The organism is Microbacterium sp. GCM10027623, assembly GCF_042666935.1.
Taxonomy (GTDB): domain Bacteria; phylum Actinomycetota; class Actinomycetes; order Actinomycetales; family Microbacteriaceae; genus Microbacterium.
Genome location: NZ_JBHTHE010000001.1, coordinates 1,026,749 through 1,042,793, shown reverse-complemented (window position 1 = coordinate 1,042,793; position 16,045 = coordinate 1,026,749). Strand labels below are relative to the sequence as shown.

Below are 16,045 nucleotides of genomic sequence, written 5' to 3'. Positions count from 1 at the left end.
CGAGCAGCCCTTTCTGTACGTGATCCAATTATAGTTGAAGGATGAGTGCGAGGTACCGGACGGAAGCCATCAACACCGAGGGCGGGGACGGCACCAGCCGGATCATCGACGGCATGGAAGTGGCAGTGTCCTCGCCGCTGGGCGCGGCGTTCGATCCGGCCGCTTCGAACCCCGAGCAGCTTCTCGCCCTCGCCTGGGTCACGTGTTTGAACGCGACGGCGCAGGCGATCGTGCGCGGCGAACGTCGCACCACGGTGCGGGTCGAGGTGGAGTTGCATCCGGTCGAGTCCGGGCCGGGGTACGAGTTCCACGTCGACGGGTATCTGTCGGCCGACGGGCTGTCGGATGCCGAGACCAGGGAGCTCGCCGCCGCCGCGCATGCGCGCTGCCCGGTGTCGAAGCTCATCGGCGGCGCGGCCACGGTGCATCTGCACGCCGAGGCGTACGCCGGCGTCGTGGCCGGATCCTGAGCGTGCTCGGCACTCCCCTCACTCGGGGTCCGGAGCATCACCCCGGGGCTTCAGCGATCCGGCATCGGACCCGGTCTCGTCCAGATCACTGCGTAGCGCCACAGGGGAAGTCGCGACCACTGGGCGCCGGGCAGCATCCGTGCAGCGCTGCGTCGCACCTCCGCATAGCTGTGGGGAGGCGGCCAGACCGCCGGGGCTGAATGCTCCCAAAGTCCGAAGCGCCGCGTGTAGCGCCGGTGCTGCACCAGACCCGCGATGTCGAAGACCAGGTCGAGCGGTTGGGACGATCGCGCGAGTCCGACGATCGCCACCACGCCACCCGGGGCCGTCAGCATCGCGAGCCGTCGCAATGCAGCATCGAGGTCGGGCAGATGATGCAGCGTCGCCACCGAAGCCACCACATCGAACTGAGCTTCCGCGAACGGGTAGGTCATCACGTCACCCTGGAGCCATCTCACCCCTTCGACCTCTCTCCGGGCGGAATCCAGCACTCCGGAGTCCGTGTCGAGACCCGTCACATGCGGTACGCGGCGGTGCAGGTCGGCCGCCAGTAGCCCGTTGCCTGTGCCGACGTCCAAGGCAGTGCGGGCTGCGGCGGGTACGGCGTCGAGGATAAGGCGGTGATAGTGGATGTTGTGGTTCCAGCGCACCCCTGGCCCGTTCGTCATCCGCCTATCGTTCCCCTGCAGCGCAGCGGCCGCAATCGAACGTCCTGACGTCAGCCCTGACCCGGCGCGCCGTATTCCCCGCCGTCGGGCAGGTCTGGACACGACGCTGTCGCGGTCTGAGCGGCGATCTCGGCGCGAACGGCCACGCCGTCTGCTGTCCTCTGCACGGTGTACACGATGCCCTCCTGCGCGCCTTCAGAGGGAACGTACCCGACGATCGCCGACTCATACATCGGATCATCGGAGACCGACCCGACCGCGGTGGTGATGAGGTCACCAGTCGGATGCTGTCGGATCCAGTTCGCGGTATCGCTCACGGTTGCACCGGGAATCGACCAGAACGCCTCCAGCTCGGCCACGGGACCGCACGGCCAGCCTGTGGAAGAAGTGAACCTCGCCACCCGCGCATCACTGCGAACCGCGCCTTCCGGGAGAGCCGCGACCTCGAGCCAGGCGCGCGCTTGCGCCCGCGCCTCCCCGTCCGCGCTGCCCGCCTCGACGACCTCGGGCACCGGGACGCTCTCCTCCGCGGTCTCAGCGGGCGACGGCCCGCCCGAGGTCGGGGAGCCGGCAGAGGTCTCCTTCGGCGTTGCGCAGCCGGCCACTGTCAGGGCGAGGAGAACGGTGAGGATGATAGCTGGGCTGCGCCGCATGCCCTCACTGTAGACGACGGCAAAGACAGGGGGAATGACCCATCCGCCTTACCGCCGCGCAGATGGAGTACGTCGGTCCACGGCATCCCGAACCAGCGGAATCCATCCGCGGCACTCGCCGGAAGGGCCCGGTTCGGCTCGCGCTGCCCGGTTCGGCTCACGCTGCGCGGTTCGGCTCACGCTGCCCGGTTCGACTCGCGCTGCGCGAAGCGGCTCACGCTGCCCGGTTCGACTCGCGCTGCGCGAATATGCGCCGCGCGAGCAGAGAACAGCAGCGCGCAGAAGATGACTGCGGCGCCGCGGCGCGGGCCGACGCGGAACGTCACGCGCGGGCCGACGCGGAACGCGCGGCGGGTGGGTCGTCGGGTCAGTGCCCCGCGATCACCTCGAGCACGGCCTCGCCGTAGGCGTCTCGCTTCTTCTCGCCGATGCCCGTGATGCCGGCGAGGCCTCCCATGGTGGTCGGCCGGGCCTCGGCGAGCGCTCGCAGCGTGGCATCGCCGAACACGATGTACGCCGGTTTTCCGATCTCGCGGGCGGTCTCCGCACGCCAGGCGCGCAGCGCCTCGAACAGCGAGCGATCCCCGGAGGCGACGGCATCCGACGCCGCACTCGTCTTGCGCGCACGACCGGCGCTCACCCGCCCGATCGTGTCCTTGCGCAGTGGCACCGAGATCTCGCCGCGCAGCACACCACCCGCGCTGTCGCCCGGAGCGAGCGTGCCGTACTCCCCCTGCGCGACGAGGATGCCGCGTGCCAGCAGCTGCCGCACGACGCTGCGCCAGTCCTGATCCGACAGGTCGGCCCCGATCCCGTACGTGGCGATCTGCTCATGCCCCATCTTGCGGATGCGCTCGTTGGACGCTCCGCGCAGGATGTCGATCAGGTGCCCGGCTCCGAAGGCCTGATTGCGCTCTCTCTTCAGACGGATCACCGTGGACAGCAGCTTCTGCGCCGGGACGAGGCCGTCGAAGGTCTCCGGTGCCTCCAGGCAGGTGTCGCAGTTCCCGCACGCGTCCGAGTCCTGCCCGAAGTATCGCAGCAGGTTCTGGCGGCGGCAGGCCACCGTCTCGCACAGCGCCAGCATGGCATCCAGATGCTGACCCATGCGCATCTTGAACGTTCGGTCGCCCGGACTCTGATCGATCAGTCGTCGCTGCTGCACGACATCCCCGAGACCGTACGCCATCCACGCCACCGCGGGTTCGCCGTCGCGACCCGCACGGCCGGTCTCCTGGTAGTAGCCCTCGACTGACTTGGGCAGGTCGATGTGCGCCACGAAGCGCACATCGGGCTTGTCGATTCCCATTCCGAACGCGATCGTCGCGACCATGACGACCCCGTCCTCGCGCAGGAATCGCGACTGGTTCGCCGCACGCACCTCCGCCGGTAGACCGGCGTGGTACGGGAGCGCATCCAGGCCCTGCGCGGCGAGGTGGGTCGCGGTCTGCTCGACCGACTTGCGGCTGAGTGCGTAGACGATGCCCGCCGCGCCCTCGGGCTGAGAGCGGATGAAGGAGACGAGCTGCCTGCGCGGATCGACCTTCGGCACGATGCGGTACTGGATGTTGGGCCGGTCGAAGCTCGCCACGAAGTGCTCGGCGCGATCCAGACGCAGCCGCTCGGTCAGCTCCTGGTGGGTGGCCCGCGTGGCGGTCGCGGTGAGCGCCATGCGCGGCACACCGGGGAACCTCTCGCCCAGGTCGCCCAGCGCCAGATAGTCCGGGCGGAAGTCATGGCCCCACTGCGACACGCAGTGAGCCTCGTCGATCGCGATCACACTGAGCACACCCCGCTGCAGCAGCCGGGTCGTCGCCGCCGACGACAACCGCTCAGGAGCGACGTAGATGAGGTCCAGCTCGCCGGCGATGTACGCCCGCTCGACCTCGCGGCGCTCCTCGATCGACTGCGTGGAGTTCAGGTAGGCGGCGCGCACGCCGTTGGCGCGCAGCGCGTCGACCTGGTCGTGCATCAGCGCGATCAACGGGCTGATGACGAGCCCCGTGCCCGCGCGCACGAGCGCGGGCACCTGGTAGGTGATCGACTTTCCGCCACCGGTGGGCATCAGCACCACGGCATCCCCGCCGCCGATCACCTGCTCGACGATGGCCGCCTGGTCGCCGCGGAACGAGTCGTAGCCGAAGACCGTGCGCAGCGCCTCGAGCGCGGTCGGGTATCGGGACGGGGTGGCTGACGCCACGACGGGGGCTGATGCCACGACCGGCGTCATCGGCGCGGTGCCCCAGTCGACGGGCGGCGTCCAGCCGTCCTCCGGCGGGACCCAGTCCATCTCCTCCGGGTCGCCCCATGGCTCATCCGCGTAGGGCAGGTCCTCGTACGGATCGGATGGCATCGACATCCCTCCAGGGTATCGATCGCCGCCGACGTCGGGGACGAGCCCTCCCCTGCCCTGCGCGTCCCCTGAACGCGTAGGTTGGACGAAACCGAAGGAGGAGCAATGCCCGACATCACCGTCAGCCGCAACGATGAGGCCTCGCGCTACGAGATCCATTCCGACGGCACGCTCGCCGGCTTCGCCGAGTTCGATCGGCGCCCCGGCGAGTTCCGGTTCACGCACACCGAGATCGATCATGCGTTCCAGGGCCGGGGCCTGGCCCAGCAGCTCGCCTCCGAGGCGCTCGCGGATGCCGCGCAGACCGGCGACACGATCGTGCCCTACTGCCCGTACATCGCCGCCTACCTCGAGAAGTTCCCGCTCGACGGCGTCGAGGTGCGCGTGCCGAAGCAGGGCTGAGCCGCGGCGGGAACCGGCGCCCATCGGAGCGCAGGCCGCCCCCGCGACGAACGGGGCCGGATGCTGTTCGGCATCCGGCCCCGATTGTCGCTGTGTGACTAGCGGGCGTCGACCGTCACGATCGTGCGCACGTCGGAGTCGCCGTACTGCACGACGCCGAGGTATTTCGCCGCATCCAGTCCCGACCAGGAGAGGTCGTACGAGCCCTTCTCCCCGCGCGTGACGCTCAGCGGGTTCGGAGTCGCAGTGAACGCACCCTGATCCGCGCCCGCAGCCACGTTGGCGTAGGTCATGTCCCACGTCATCGGGTTCGGTGCCGAGTAGATGTTCGCGATGACCAGGTAGGTGCCCGCGGTGGGTGCCGTGACCGTCACCTGCTCGTCCGCCGATGCCGTCGCCGACTGCCACCTCTCGTAGTAGCGCAGATCGGTCGGCGAGACCACGCGGTAGACGGTCAGATCCAGGTCGCTACCGGTGTCATCCGACGAGTCCAGATCGAAGCGGCTGAGGGTGGTGCCCTCGGGCACATCGACGATCCACGCCACGTCCTTGTTCTCGTCGCCGGACTTGTCGTCGCCGGAGTGACCGTCGACGGGGTTGTCCTCGTCGACGAGCAGCTGCAGCGGGGTCAGGCCGTTCAGGTTCAACGGCAGCGTGCCGTCGAGCCCGGGGATGATCTCGACGGAAGTGGAGCCGTCGGTCCCGGTCGCGGCGACCTCGGCGGGCGCGTCAGCGGTCACCGGGAAGACGGCCAGCGGCGAGCGCACGTCGCCGGCCGAGCTCTTCCACGTCAACGAGCCGGTCGCCCACTTCTCGACGGGGGCGGAGGTGCTGTCGAAGGTGACCGTGAAGGTCTTCGACTGTCCGGCCTTCGAGAAGCTCAGCGTCGACGGCTCGACGGTGACGTCCACCCCCGGGACCGAGGCCTCGGCGGTGAACGTACCCGCAGCGGTGGAGGTCACCGTGCGGGTGACCGTCTGCGCACTGGCGAGCGTGCCGATGGCGATCGACGCCCCGTTGAAGTCGCTGGCATCGACGGGGTCGACTCCGGTGAAGCTTCCCGGGAGCACGCCCTCGATGTACGACGCCCAGTCCTGCACGTCGTTCAGGTACAGCAGTCCCGGCTCGAAGTAGCGCTTCGCATCGACCTGTCCCGCACCCTGGGCGAACACGTCGGTGCTCGTCGAGCCGTCGGCGTTCACCGTGTCATAGGCGGTCGTCATCAGCGCCGACTTGATCTCGGCGGGCGTCGCGTTCGGACGCTCACCGAGGTAGAGCGCCCCGAGTCCCGCGACGTGCGGGGATGCCATCGACGTGCCGGAGAGGATGCCGAAAGTCGGCTTCGCCTTGCGCGCGTTGTTCGTCGCGGCCAGGATCGCCACGCCGGGTGCGGCCACGTCGGGCTTGATGATGTCGGAGCCCGCAGCCTTCATCGGGCCGCGGCTCGAGAAGCCGGCGATCTGCGGCACCGGCGTGCTGACACCGGTGGTGTTCTCGCCGATCAGCGTGACCGGGCGGTCGACGCCGCCGCGCACGTACTCGAGCACGGCCGCACGGTTCGCCGCGGCGAGGTGCACCGTCGGGATGACGTGGAAGTCGTTGTCGAGCGAGTCGGCGCCCCCTGGCACGTTCACCAGGACCATTCCGATGCCACCCGCGGCCTTCACGACCTCCGACTTCTCCGCACGCGCGTTCTCACCACGGTCGCAGACGACGATGTGGTCCTTGACCTCGGCCGCGTCCAGCGTGCCGGGCAGGCACAGCGCGGCGCCCTCACCGGCCGCCGCGTCACCGGCGTAGATGGACGGGCCGTTGATCTGGCTCCCGAACGGAACACTCACCGAGGCGCCGGCCTTCTCGAAACCGGGGAAGCGGACCGTGCCCTCCCAGGTCGGGATGGTCGACGCCGCGACGGTCATGTACCAGGGCGAGGCGTGATCGGCGGTGATCGGGTCGGGACCGGCGTTGCCTGCGCTGACCGAGACGAAGACGCCTGCCGCCGCCGCGCTGAGGAATGCGAGGTCGTCGGGCTCGACGACCCCCGTGGCCGCGCCACCGCCGATGGAGTAGTTGATGACGTCCACGCCGTCCTCGACCGCCGCGTCGATGGCGGCGACCAGGTCGCTGAGGGCGCAGATGTCGTCTGTGGTGACGGCGGGATCCGGGCCCTCGTAGCAGGCCTTGTACATGGCGACCTTGGCCGCAGGAGCGACGCCGGAGATCGTACCGAGGTCGACTCCGGAGACCGACGCCTTCACGCCGAAGTTCCCGGCCGCGGTGCTCGCCGTGTGCGATCCGTGCCCTGCTCCGTCGCGCGGGGAGAGGTAGTCGTACTGGAAGTCGAAGCCGGCTGCCTCGGCCCCCGAGGAGAAGTACTGCGCGCCGACGAGCTTGGTCGAGTAGTCGTGCTTGTCCCACTCCTGGCCGCTGACGATCGGACTCTGGAACGTGTTGCCGTCGGCCTTGTCGAAGTAGACGTACGCGCCGTCGGTGTAGGGCTGGCCCTTCGACTTCTTGTTGTTCGCCTTCTTGAGCTTGTCGCCCGCGAAAGACGGGTTCTCTGGCGCGATGCCGGTGTCGATGACCCCGACCACGACGCCCGCGCCTGCGGTGCCGACGCCGCCGGTCTGCTGCCACACGCCGCCCAGCCCCTTGGCGTCGTCGCCCAGACCGAGGAACTCCGTGGAGGACTGCGCCTGCGGATGACGGATGGTGTCGGCGAACACGCCCAGCACATCCTTGGACGCGCGCAGCTTGCCGACCTGCGCCGCGCTGAGGTCAGCCGCGAAGCCGTTCAGGGTGACCTGATAGTCGGCGTCCGGTGTGACGCCCTCCTTCTTGGCGAGCTTGCGCTGCTCGTTCTTGAGGTGGGCGATGTACTTCTGCGAGTCGGCGGAACGCGCGTCGAGCCTGTCGCCCTTGTCGGGCTTGGTGGCCCGCAGGCCTTTGGTGTCGCCGTCGTAGGTCGCCAGCGGGTCGCCCTTCATGACCACGATGTAGTGGCCAGGGGTCCCGTCGACCGGCGTGGGTGTCGTCACCCCCTCCGCTGCGAAGCCGGAGGTCGCCGTGCATCCGATGAACAACGCGGCCAGGGATACGGTCGCTGTCACTCTGAGGGGGGTTCTTCTCATGAGGTGCTCCTCTTCCGGATGCGGCTGCTCTGCCGCATCGCCGTAAAACCTAACCCTCGCCGGAAAGCGCTGGCGACTGATTCACCGAAGGTCTGGCCGAAAGTCACCATCCGTGCACGCGGATCTGGCGCACTCTCCATCGCGTAGCCTGGAGCGGTGTCCTCCGCTGCCCTCCTGAGCACGCGCACGCTTCTGGTCTGCGCGGCGATCGGCGTCGCCACGGGCATCGTCGCGGGCATCGCCAGCGCCGTGACGCTGGGCGTGCTCACCCTCACCCCCTATCTGTACGGCCTGGTGCTGGGATCGCACGTCCTGCCAGGGATCATCGCGCAGGAGGTGCTGCGCCGTCCGCTCGTCGCACTGATCACGCACCTGTTCGCCGCCCTGGTCGGCATGGCGTTCAACCCGGCGTGGGCGATGCGCTTCATCGGCACGGCGCTGCTGTTCGGCGCGATCCAGGAGGGCATCGCGGCGCTGACCCGATACCGTGCCTGGGGTCGATGGAGATTCTTCGCCTCGGCGGTGATCATCGGAATGATCGTCGCCGTCGTGGTCGGCCTGGTGGTGGACCTCGGTCAATTCGCCCCCTGGGTGCAGGTGGCCTACCTGGCCATCTCCGTGGTGGGGCCGGTCGCATGGACCGCCGTCGGCATCGCCATCGGCGACGCCCTGCGACGGGCGGGCATCACCTCGAGGCGCTGATCATCGGCACGGGTTAGGCCCGGCTAAGTTTGTAAGTATCGACCAGCCGACAGAGGACTCCCCCGTGCGCACTCCCGCGCCGCTCCTTCGCGTGCAGAACCTCAGCATCACGCACGTGGATGCCGCGCGCCCCGCACCGCAGAACCTGTCCTTCGACGTGCAGGCGGGTGAAGTCGTACTGGTGCTGGGTCCGAGCGGCGCCGGCAAGTCGACCCTCACGCTGGCGCTGAACGGCCTCATCCCGCAGTCCGTCGAAGCCGAGGTGACCGGAACGGTCGAGGTCGCCGGACGCGACGCGCGCACGACGCCGGTGGCGCAGCTCAGCACCGACATCTCGATGGTGTTCCAGGACCCCGATTCCCAGCTGTTCACCGGAACCGTGCTCGATGAGGTCGCCTTCGCGCTCGAGAACCTGCTGCTGCCGGCATCCGAGGTTCTGGGGCGCGCGGAGCGCGCTCTGCGTCAGGTGGGTCTCTGGGGCCGGCGCACGTGGAACCCCGACCTGCTCTCGGGCGGCGGACGCCAGCGACTCGCGATCGCGTGCGCGCTGGCGATGCGCTCCCGAGTGATCGTGCTGGATGAGCCCACCGCGAACCTGGACCCTCAGGGCGTGGCGGATGTCTACCAGGCGCTCGGCGAGCTCACCGGGGATGCCGATCGTGCCATCGTGCTCGTCGAGCACAATCTCGATGCGGCCGTCGAAGTCGCGACGAGGGTGATCGTGCTGGACAGGGACGGGCGGATGCTGCTCGACGGCCCGGCGAGGCACACCATCCACGACAACGCGCAGCGGCTGCGGGAGCTCGGCGTGTGGCTGCCCTCCGAACTGCTGACGTCGGAGGGACGGGGCCCGCGCTCCTCTGGCGACCCGCACTCCTCCGAGCACCCGCGCTCCTCCCAGGACCCGCCGAGTGCAGCGGGATCCGCGATCGCCGTGCGAGACCTGATCGTGCAGAAGGCGCGCGAGACGGTGCTCGGCATCCCCTCGCTCGACATCCCGGCCGGCTCGTTCACCGCCATCGTCGGGCCGAACGGGGCCGGCAAGACGACGCTGCTGCAGGCACTGGGCGGCGTGGTTCCCGCCGGGCGCGGGACGGTGATGATCGGCGAGCTGGACGCCGCCCACGCGACACCACGTCGGCTGGCCTCGCGGGTGGGCTTCGTGTTCCAGAACCCCGAGCACCAGTTCATCGCCCACACCGTGCGGGACGAGCTCGCGCACGGACTGCGCCTGCAGCGCGTCGACACCGCGGAGATCGATGCGCGAGTCGACGAGATGCTCGACCGGTTCGGGCTGCACTATCGGGCCGATGAGCACCCGTTCCTGCTCTCCGGCGGTGAGAAGCGTCGCCTGTCGGTGGGCACGGCGCTGATCACGCGACCCCAGGTGGTCGCCCTCGACGAACCGACGTTCGGCCAGGACCGCGCCCGCGCGGCGGAGCTGCTCGACCTGCTCCAGGACCTGCAGCGGGCGGGCACGACGATCGTGATCGTCACGCACGACCTGAACCTGGTCGCCGAATACGCCACGCACACGGTGGTGCTCGGCGACGGTGCCGTGCAGGCCGCCGGTCCGACGGCAGAGGTGCTCGACATCGCACGTCCCGCCGCCGGTGCGCGCGCGGAGTCGGCGATGGACGCCCACCCCGTCACCGAACCGTCGCCCATCGATCCGTATGCCGACACGCAGGCGCCCGCCCGGTACTGGCTGCACCATCTCAATCCGCTCGCCAAGATCGCCGCGGTGATCCCTGCGATGGCGCTGCTCCTCGCGACACGCGACCTGATCACGCCTGCGGTGTTCCTCACCCTGTCGTACCTGCTGGTCCTGACCGGGGCACGCCTCACGAGGCGCTCCGCCGCCCTGCTGCTCGCTCTGCCCGTCGGCATCGCCGTGCTCGCCCTCGGCTTCAGCATCTGGATCGATCCCGACCAGGTGACCGGCACGGCGGTGGTGCTGCGGATCGGCGACTGGGCACTGCATCAGGGTGCGCTGCTGACCGGCCTGGCGACCGCGCTGCGGCTGGCGGCGATCCTCGGGCTCGCCCTCATCGGCGGACTCACCACCAGTGGACCCGACCTGGTGCGCGCCGCCGTGCAGCAGCTTCGCGTGCCTTATCGGATCGGCTACACCGCGCTGGCCGCGTATCGGTTCGTGCCCCGCTTCGGGCACGAGCTGGCAGTGATCCGCGCGGCCCACCGGGTGCGCGGTCACGGCTTCGGCGGCCCGTTCGGGGGCCGCGGTCCCGTCTCGCGCCTCGTGCGCGGGTGGGGCTACATCGTGCCGCTGCTGGCATCCGGCATCCGGCATGCCGAGCGCGTCGCGCTGTCGATGGATGCCCGCGCCTTCGGCGCCCACCCCGCGCGCACCGAGCGGCACGTCACACCGTTCCGCAGGCGCGACGTGGTCTTCCTCGTCGTCGTGCTCGTGGCGTCCGGCGCAGTCTTCACCGCCACCTTCCCCTGGCGAATCGGCTGAGTGCGACGAAGGGCCGCCCGGACACAGCATCCGGACGGCCCTTGCGGCCTGCAGCGCGCGACGCGCGTCAGCGCTTGCCGGCGATCTGGCGTCCGACCAGATCGCGCATGATCTCGTTGGTGCCCCCGTAGATGCGGTGCACGCGGGCGTCGGTGAAGGCCCGGGCGATCGGGTACTCCATGATGTAGCCGTAGCCGCCGTGCAGCTGCACGCCCATGTCGAGCACCTCCCACTCGCGCTCCGTCGCCCAGAACTTGACCTTCGCGGCGTCCTCGGCGGTGAGCTTGCGCTCCTGGTAGGCGCGCAGCGCCTGGTCGACATACGCCCACATCACCTCGGTGGTGGTGACCATGTCCGCCAGACGGAATCGCGTGTTCTGGAAGTCGGCGATGCGCTCGCCGAAGGCCTCGCGGTCCTTCGTGTAGGCGATGGTCCAGTTGGTCGCAGCCTCCGCCGCGGCAGCAGCGGCGACCCCGATCGAGAGGCGCTCCAGCGGCAGGTTCATCATCAGCTGGATGAATCCCTGTCCCTCCTTGCCGCTGATGAGGTTCTCCTCGGGCACGAAGACATCCGTGAAGCTGAGCTCCGCGGTGTCCCACCCGTGGAAGCCCATCTTGCTGAGCTTCTTGCCCTGGTCGAACCCCTCCATGCCCTTCTCCACGATCAGCAGACTGAACGCGTCGGGGCGGTTGCCCTCGCCGGTCTTGACGAAGGTGACCACGATGTCGGCGGTCGTGCCGGACGAGATGAACGTCTTGGCGCCGTTGAGGATGTAGCCGCCGTCGACCTTCTTCGCGTTGGTCTTGATGCCGCGCAGATCCGATCCGGCACCCGGGTCGGTCATCGCCAGGGCTCCGAGCACCTCGCCGGTGGCCATCCGAGGCAGCCACTTCTCCTTCTGCTCCTGCGTGCCCATGTGGACGAGGTACGGCACGGCCAGATCGTCCTGGATGCCGAAGGCGCCTGCCAGGGAGCCGGCTCCCGCCGCGATGACCTCTTCCATCACGATCGTGCGGAACCGGTAGTCCTGCAGCATGCCCGCGCCGCCGAACTCCTCGGGGACGGAGAGCCCGATCAGGCCGGCTTCTCCCGCGGCGAGCATGGTCTCGCGGTCGATCTCACCGGCGGCATCCCACTTCTCGATGTTCTCGTTCGTGGCGTGGCGCTTGACGAAGTCCTTGACCAGGTCGCGGAAGGCCTCGTGGTCTTCTTCGTAGATGTCGCGTTCCATGACGTCCTCCTGAAAGTCGTGTGCGTCTTCGCATCCGCGAGTCTACGGATCGGATGCAGCGACGCCTAGCCGATTGTGGGAATGCGTCTCACCACGCGTGACACTGCGTGCCGCCTTTTGTCGATGCCCTCAGTCGGGCTCGGGAGCGGACGCTCGGCGCGTCCTCAATGGGCGTAGTCCGCCGCATCGGGCAGGCCGAAGAAGTCCTCCAGGGTGTGGAACCCGCCCGCGTTGTACGCGGCGGCGAGTTCGGGACCGATGTAGCGCAGATGCCACGGCTCGGGGATGTACCCGGTGGTCCCGGTGGCGCCCCGCTCGTACCGCACGATGAATCCGTGCTCCCAGGCGTGCTCGGCCACCCAGGCGCTCTGCTTCGTCTCGCCGAACCGGCCGATCTCCCCGCACCTCGGGCTGCAGGCGACGACGTCGACCGCGAACCCGGTCTGATGCTCGCTGTGACCTGGCCGAGCCGAACGGGCATCCGCGCCGTCCCTGCCGTCCGCGCGCACGATGGAGCCGTAGGTGACCTGCTGCATGCGGTAGGAGCGGTAGGCATTGTTGACGCCGATCGTGCCGGCTCCCGCCGATCGCGCGGCGTCGGCCATGCGGCTCAGCGCCTCAGCCGCCTCGGGATGCATGCTGACCGAACCGGACGTGGCGTCCAGGCTCGAATCCGTCACCGACGACGGTGCGTAGTCGATCCGGTTCAGCGACCTCTGCTTGTTCACGACCACCCAGACGTGTCGGGGATCGTCCAGCGGAACGCATCGCGCGTTGCCCGCCGCCACGGCCGCCCGGAACTCACCGCCCCCGCCGAAGGCTGCGATCGTCGCCGCGTCATCACCGGCGTCGAGAGCGGTCAGCACCGCGTCCTGCGTACAGGGGTCCGCCGCAGCGGTGCCGTCCACCTCGACCTGCGGGAGCGCCATCGCCGCCATCGGGGCCGGCAGCTCGACGACAGGCGGATCCGCCAGCACCCCGCCCAGCGCCACCAAGGACGCGACCGCGGTGAACAGCACGCCGATGGGCAGGGCGACCCTGACGGCGAGCGGTCCACGCGACGCATGCCGGGAGTGCGTGGCGCTCATCTGTCCATTGTGACGCACGGATGGCCACCTCGACACGGCAGTCCGGATCAGCCGAAGACACCCTCGGGCAACAGGCCGCGGGTGATCATGGTCGCCCAGAGCTCGTCGTCGACGAGGGCCTCCATCCGATCGAGGTTCGATGCGACCTGCGCGCCGTCGCGGCAGCCGAGCACGATCGATGAGACCGCGGGATGACGCAGGCTGAACTGCATCGCCGCCGTGGGCAGGTCGGTCCCGAACTCCTCGCACACCGCCGCGAGGCCGGCGGCCCGCGCGATGAGCTCCGTCGTGGCCGGCCGGTAGTCGTAGGTCGCCTCCGCGGCGACGCGAGGCGTCGCCAGCAGACCGGAGTTGTAGACGCCGACGTTGACGATCCCGACGCCCCGCTCCCCTGCGGCCGGCAGCAGATCGTCCAGAGCCTTCTGGTCCAGCAGCGTATACCGGCCGGCGAGCATCACCACGTCGATGTCTGTCTCCCGCACGAAGCGCGCCGGCATCGCCGACTGGTTCATGCCCACGCCGATCGAGTCGACGACGCCCTGGTCCCGCAGCTCGACGAGCGCACCGATGCCCTGCGTCGACGCGGTCGCCCAATCGTGGTCGGGGTCGTGCAGGTAGACGATGTCGAGACGATCCACACCCAGCCGGTCCAGGCTCTGCTCGACTCCGCGCAGGATCGCGTCACGCGAGAAGTCGAACCGGCGACGGAATGCCGCGGGCACGACGAAGCCATCGTCATCGAGCTGGCCGTCCGCGTACTCCTGCGGAATGAGGTCACGTCCTGCCTTCGTGGAAAGGGTGTACTCCTGGCGCGGATGCTCGGCCAGCAGGGCACCCAGGCGCTTCTCGGACAGCCCGAGACCGTAGTGCGGGGCCGTGTCGAACAGTCGCACCCCCCGCGCCCACGCGGTGTCGACAGCGGAGCGCGCCTGCTCCTCTGTGGTGACCCTGCCGAAGTTCCCGAGCTGGGCGCCGCCCAGACCGAATCGGCTCAACGGCGTGCCGGTGCGCAGTGCGCGGACCTGCATCAGCGGCCCAGCCATCCGCCGTCGACGGGAAGCACGACGCCATCGACGTAGTCCGACGCCGCGGATGCCAGGAACACGGTGGCTCCGCCGATGTCGGACGCCGTGCCCCAGCGGCCGGCCGGGATGCGGTCGAGGATCGCCCGGGAGCGGTCGGGATCGGCACGCAGCTGCTGTGTGTTGTCCGTAGCGATGTAGCCTGGGGCGATCGCGTTGACGTTGACCCCGCTTCCGGACCATTCGTTGGACAGCGCCTTGACGAGGCCCGCGACGCCGGACTTCGCCGCCGCGTAGCCGGGGACGTTGATCCCACCCTGGAAGCTCAGCAACGACGCGGTGAAGATGATCTTCCCGCGACCTCGTTCGAGCATTGAGGCGCCGACCGCCTGGGCGAGAGCGAATTGGCTGGTCAGATCGATCCGCACGATCCGTTCGAACCACTCCATGGGGTGCTCGACGGCTGGGGCGCGAAGGATGGCGCCGGCGTTGTTGACGAGGATGTCGGCCTCCGCCGCGCGCAGCTCGGCGGCCAGGACGGCAGTGGCAGCGCTGTCCGACAGGTCGCACGAGATTCCGTGGAACGAGCGCCCCTTCGCAGTGACCGCTTCCTCGATCGCGCTCCCGGAAGCCGGCATCTGCGAGCTGACGCCGATGATGTCGGCCCCCGCCTCGGCGAGCGCCTCTGCCATGCCGAACCCGATTCCGCGGTTGGCGCCGGTCACGATCGCGCGGCGCCCGGTCAGATCGAAGAGCGCGCTCATCGGGCGGCCTCCGCGTCATCGGCGTTTCCGGCCTGCACGTCGACGAGGATCTTCATGGCTCGGCCTGCCTCGAGCTCGGCGAAGGCAGCCTGCGTCTCCGCGATCGGCACCACGCGCGTGATGACGAGGTCGGTAGGGATGACGCCGTCGGCGAGGAGCTCGACGGCGGTCTCGAAGTCGGTGCGCTGATACACGCGGGCTCCCAGCAGCCGCAGCTCGCGCCAGAACATCCGCTGCAGGTCGATCTCCCGCGGAGTCGGGTGGATCGCGACGACGACGATCGTGCCGCGTACTTTGGCGAGCGCGGTCATGCCGCGCACCGCGGCCGCGGCGCCGGAGACCTCGAAGACGACATCGGCACCGGTGCCGCCGGTCCATTCCTCCACCCACGCGGTCTGGTCGACGGCGGTCGGATCGATCGTGGTGAAGCCGAGCCCTTCGGCCTGCGCGCGGCGCTCCGGGTCGATCTCGATGACGACGACGTCCGCACCCGTGTGGCGGGCGACGGTGGCGATCAGGGTCCCGATCGGGCCGCCGCCGATCACGACCGCCTTGTCGCCCGTGACGAGCTCGGAACGGCGCACGTCGTGCACCGCGACCGCGACCGGCTCGACGAGTGCGGCGTGATCCAGCGGCACCCCTGCGGGCACCGCGACCAAGGTCTCCGCCGGGACGTTCCAGCGCTCCTGGAGGGAACCAGGCGAGTCGATGCCGATGAAGTTCAGGTTCTGACAGATGTGCTCGTTCCCGGCCAGGCAGGCCGGACACGTGCCGTCCCAGGCCAGCGGCATGACGGTGACCTTGTCGCCGATGCGCCAGCCGCTCACGCCGGCACCCAGGGATGCGACCGTTCCGCTCATCTCATGCCCGAAGACGAGCGGCGTCGTCACGCGAGCGTCCATGTTCCCGTGCAGGATATGCAGATCCGACCCGCAGAGCCCGGTGTAGGCGACCTCGATCTGCACCTCGCCAGGCGCGGGACTGGTGGGCTCGGCCTCGCGGATGTCGATGGTCCGGTCGCCGATGTAGTTGGCGGTCAGCATGGCAGCTCCTTGTTCGGTCGTGAGGTCTTCGGCCGCCCC

General features: G+C 69.4%; 13 protein-coding genes. 4 read left to right on the top strand and 9 right to left on the bottom strand.

Annotated features, from left to right (window positions below; all coding sequences use genetic code 11):
• Positions 1–41 precede the first annotated feature (41 nt).
• The gene (locus ACFQY2_RS04750) at positions 42–470 is read left to right on the top strand and encodes an OsmC family protein (RefSeq protein ID WP_378744492.1); all 429 of its coding nucleotides are present in this window, start codon (positions 42–44) and stop codon (positions 468–470) included.
• 50 nt (positions 471–520) lie between these two features.
• Here the strand turns inward: ACFQY2_RS04750 and ACFQY2_RS04745 are convergent, their stop codons facing one another.
• The 3 genes from ACFQY2_RS04745 to recQ form a co-directional block, all read right to left on the bottom strand.
• Positions 521–1,138, bottom strand: a complete 618-nt coding sequence (locus ACFQY2_RS04745) for a class I SAM-dependent methyltransferase (RefSeq protein ID WP_378744491.1) — start codon at positions 1,136–1,138, stop codon at positions 521–523.
• Between the two features lie 50 nt (positions 1,139–1,188).
• Complete coding sequence (locus ACFQY2_RS04740; RefSeq protein WP_378744490.1) at positions 1,189–1,791, bottom strand: hypothetical protein; 603 nt, start codon at positions 1,789–1,791, stop codon at positions 1,189–1,191.
• Positions 1,792–2,158: 367 nt separating this feature from the next.
• The gene (gene recQ, locus ACFQY2_RS04735) at positions 2,159–4,150 is read right to left on the bottom strand and encodes a DNA helicase RecQ (RefSeq protein WP_378744489.1); all 1,992 of its coding nucleotides are present in this window, start codon (positions 4,148–4,150) and stop codon (positions 2,159–2,161) included.
• Between the two features lie 99 nt (positions 4,151–4,249).
• Here recQ and ACFQY2_RS04730 point away from each other — a divergent pair, with 99 nt between their 5' ends.
• Positions 4,250–4,546: a GNAT family N-acetyltransferase gene (locus tag ACFQY2_RS04730; RefSeq protein WP_378744488.1), complete on the top strand. Its 297-nt coding sequence runs from the start codon at positions 4,250–4,252 to the stop codon at positions 4,544–4,546.
• A 98-nt stretch (positions 4,547–4,644) separates the two neighbouring features.
• Here the strand turns inward: ACFQY2_RS04730 and ACFQY2_RS04725 are convergent, their stop codons facing one another.
• Positions 4,645–7,677, bottom strand: a complete 3,033-nt coding sequence (locus ACFQY2_RS04725) for a S8 family serine peptidase (RefSeq protein ID WP_378744487.1) — start codon at positions 7,675–7,677, stop codon at positions 4,645–4,647.
• Between the two features lie 156 nt (positions 7,678–7,833).
• On the opposite strand from ACFQY2_RS04725, the gene ACFQY2_RS04720 reads away from it, so the two are divergent.
• Together ACFQY2_RS04720 and ACFQY2_RS04715 are read left to right on the top strand one after the other, a co-directional pair.
• Complete coding sequence (locus tag ACFQY2_RS04720; RefSeq protein ID WP_378744486.1) at positions 7,834–8,379, top strand: ECF transporter S component; 546 nt, start codon at positions 7,834–7,836, stop codon at positions 8,377–8,379.
• A 64-nt stretch (positions 8,380–8,443) separates the two neighbouring features.
• Positions 8,444–10,858, top strand: a complete 2,415-nt coding sequence (locus ACFQY2_RS04715; protein ID WP_378744485.1) for an energy-coupling factor transporter ATPase — start codon at positions 8,444–8,446, stop codon at positions 10,856–10,858.
• 67 nt (positions 10,859–10,925) lie between these two features.
• Here the strand turns inward: ACFQY2_RS04715 and ACFQY2_RS04710 are convergent, their stop codons facing one another.
• From ACFQY2_RS04710 to ACFQY2_RS04690, 5 genes are all read right to left on the bottom strand, one after another.
• Positions 10,926–12,089 carry an acyl-CoA dehydrogenase family protein gene (locus tag ACFQY2_RS04710; RefSeq protein ID WP_378744484.1) on the bottom strand — a complete coding sequence of 388 codons (1,164 nt, stop codon included), beginning with the start codon at positions 12,087–12,089 and terminating at the stop codon, positions 10,926–10,928.
• 164 nt (positions 12,090–12,253) lie between these two features.
• Positions 12,254–13,177 (bottom strand): M15 family metallopeptidase, encoded by a 924-nt coding sequence (locus tag ACFQY2_RS04705; RefSeq protein WP_378744483.1) that lies wholly within the window; start codon positions 13,175–13,177, stop codon positions 12,254–12,256.
• Between the two features lie 47 nt (positions 13,178–13,224).
• Complete coding sequence (locus tag ACFQY2_RS04700; RefSeq protein ID WP_378744482.1) at positions 13,225–14,220, bottom strand: aldo/keto reductase; 996 nt, start codon at positions 14,218–14,220, stop codon at positions 13,225–13,227.
• Positions 14,205–14,963: an SDR family oxidoreductase gene (locus tag ACFQY2_RS04695; protein WP_378744481.1), complete on the bottom strand. Its 759-nt coding sequence runs from the start codon at positions 14,961–14,963 to the stop codon at positions 14,205–14,207. The genes ACFQY2_RS04700 and ACFQY2_RS04695 overlap by 16 nt, the downstream gene beginning before the upstream one ends.
• On the bottom strand, positions 14,960–16,006 hold the full coding sequence (locus tag ACFQY2_RS04690; RefSeq protein WP_378744480.1) for a zinc-binding dehydrogenase: 1,047 nt from the start codon (positions 16,004–16,006) through the stop codon (positions 14,960–14,962). Before ACFQY2_RS04690 ends, ACFQY2_RS04695 begins: the two co-directional genes overlap by 4 nt.
• Between the last annotated feature and the right edge of the window lie 39 nt (positions 16,007–16,045).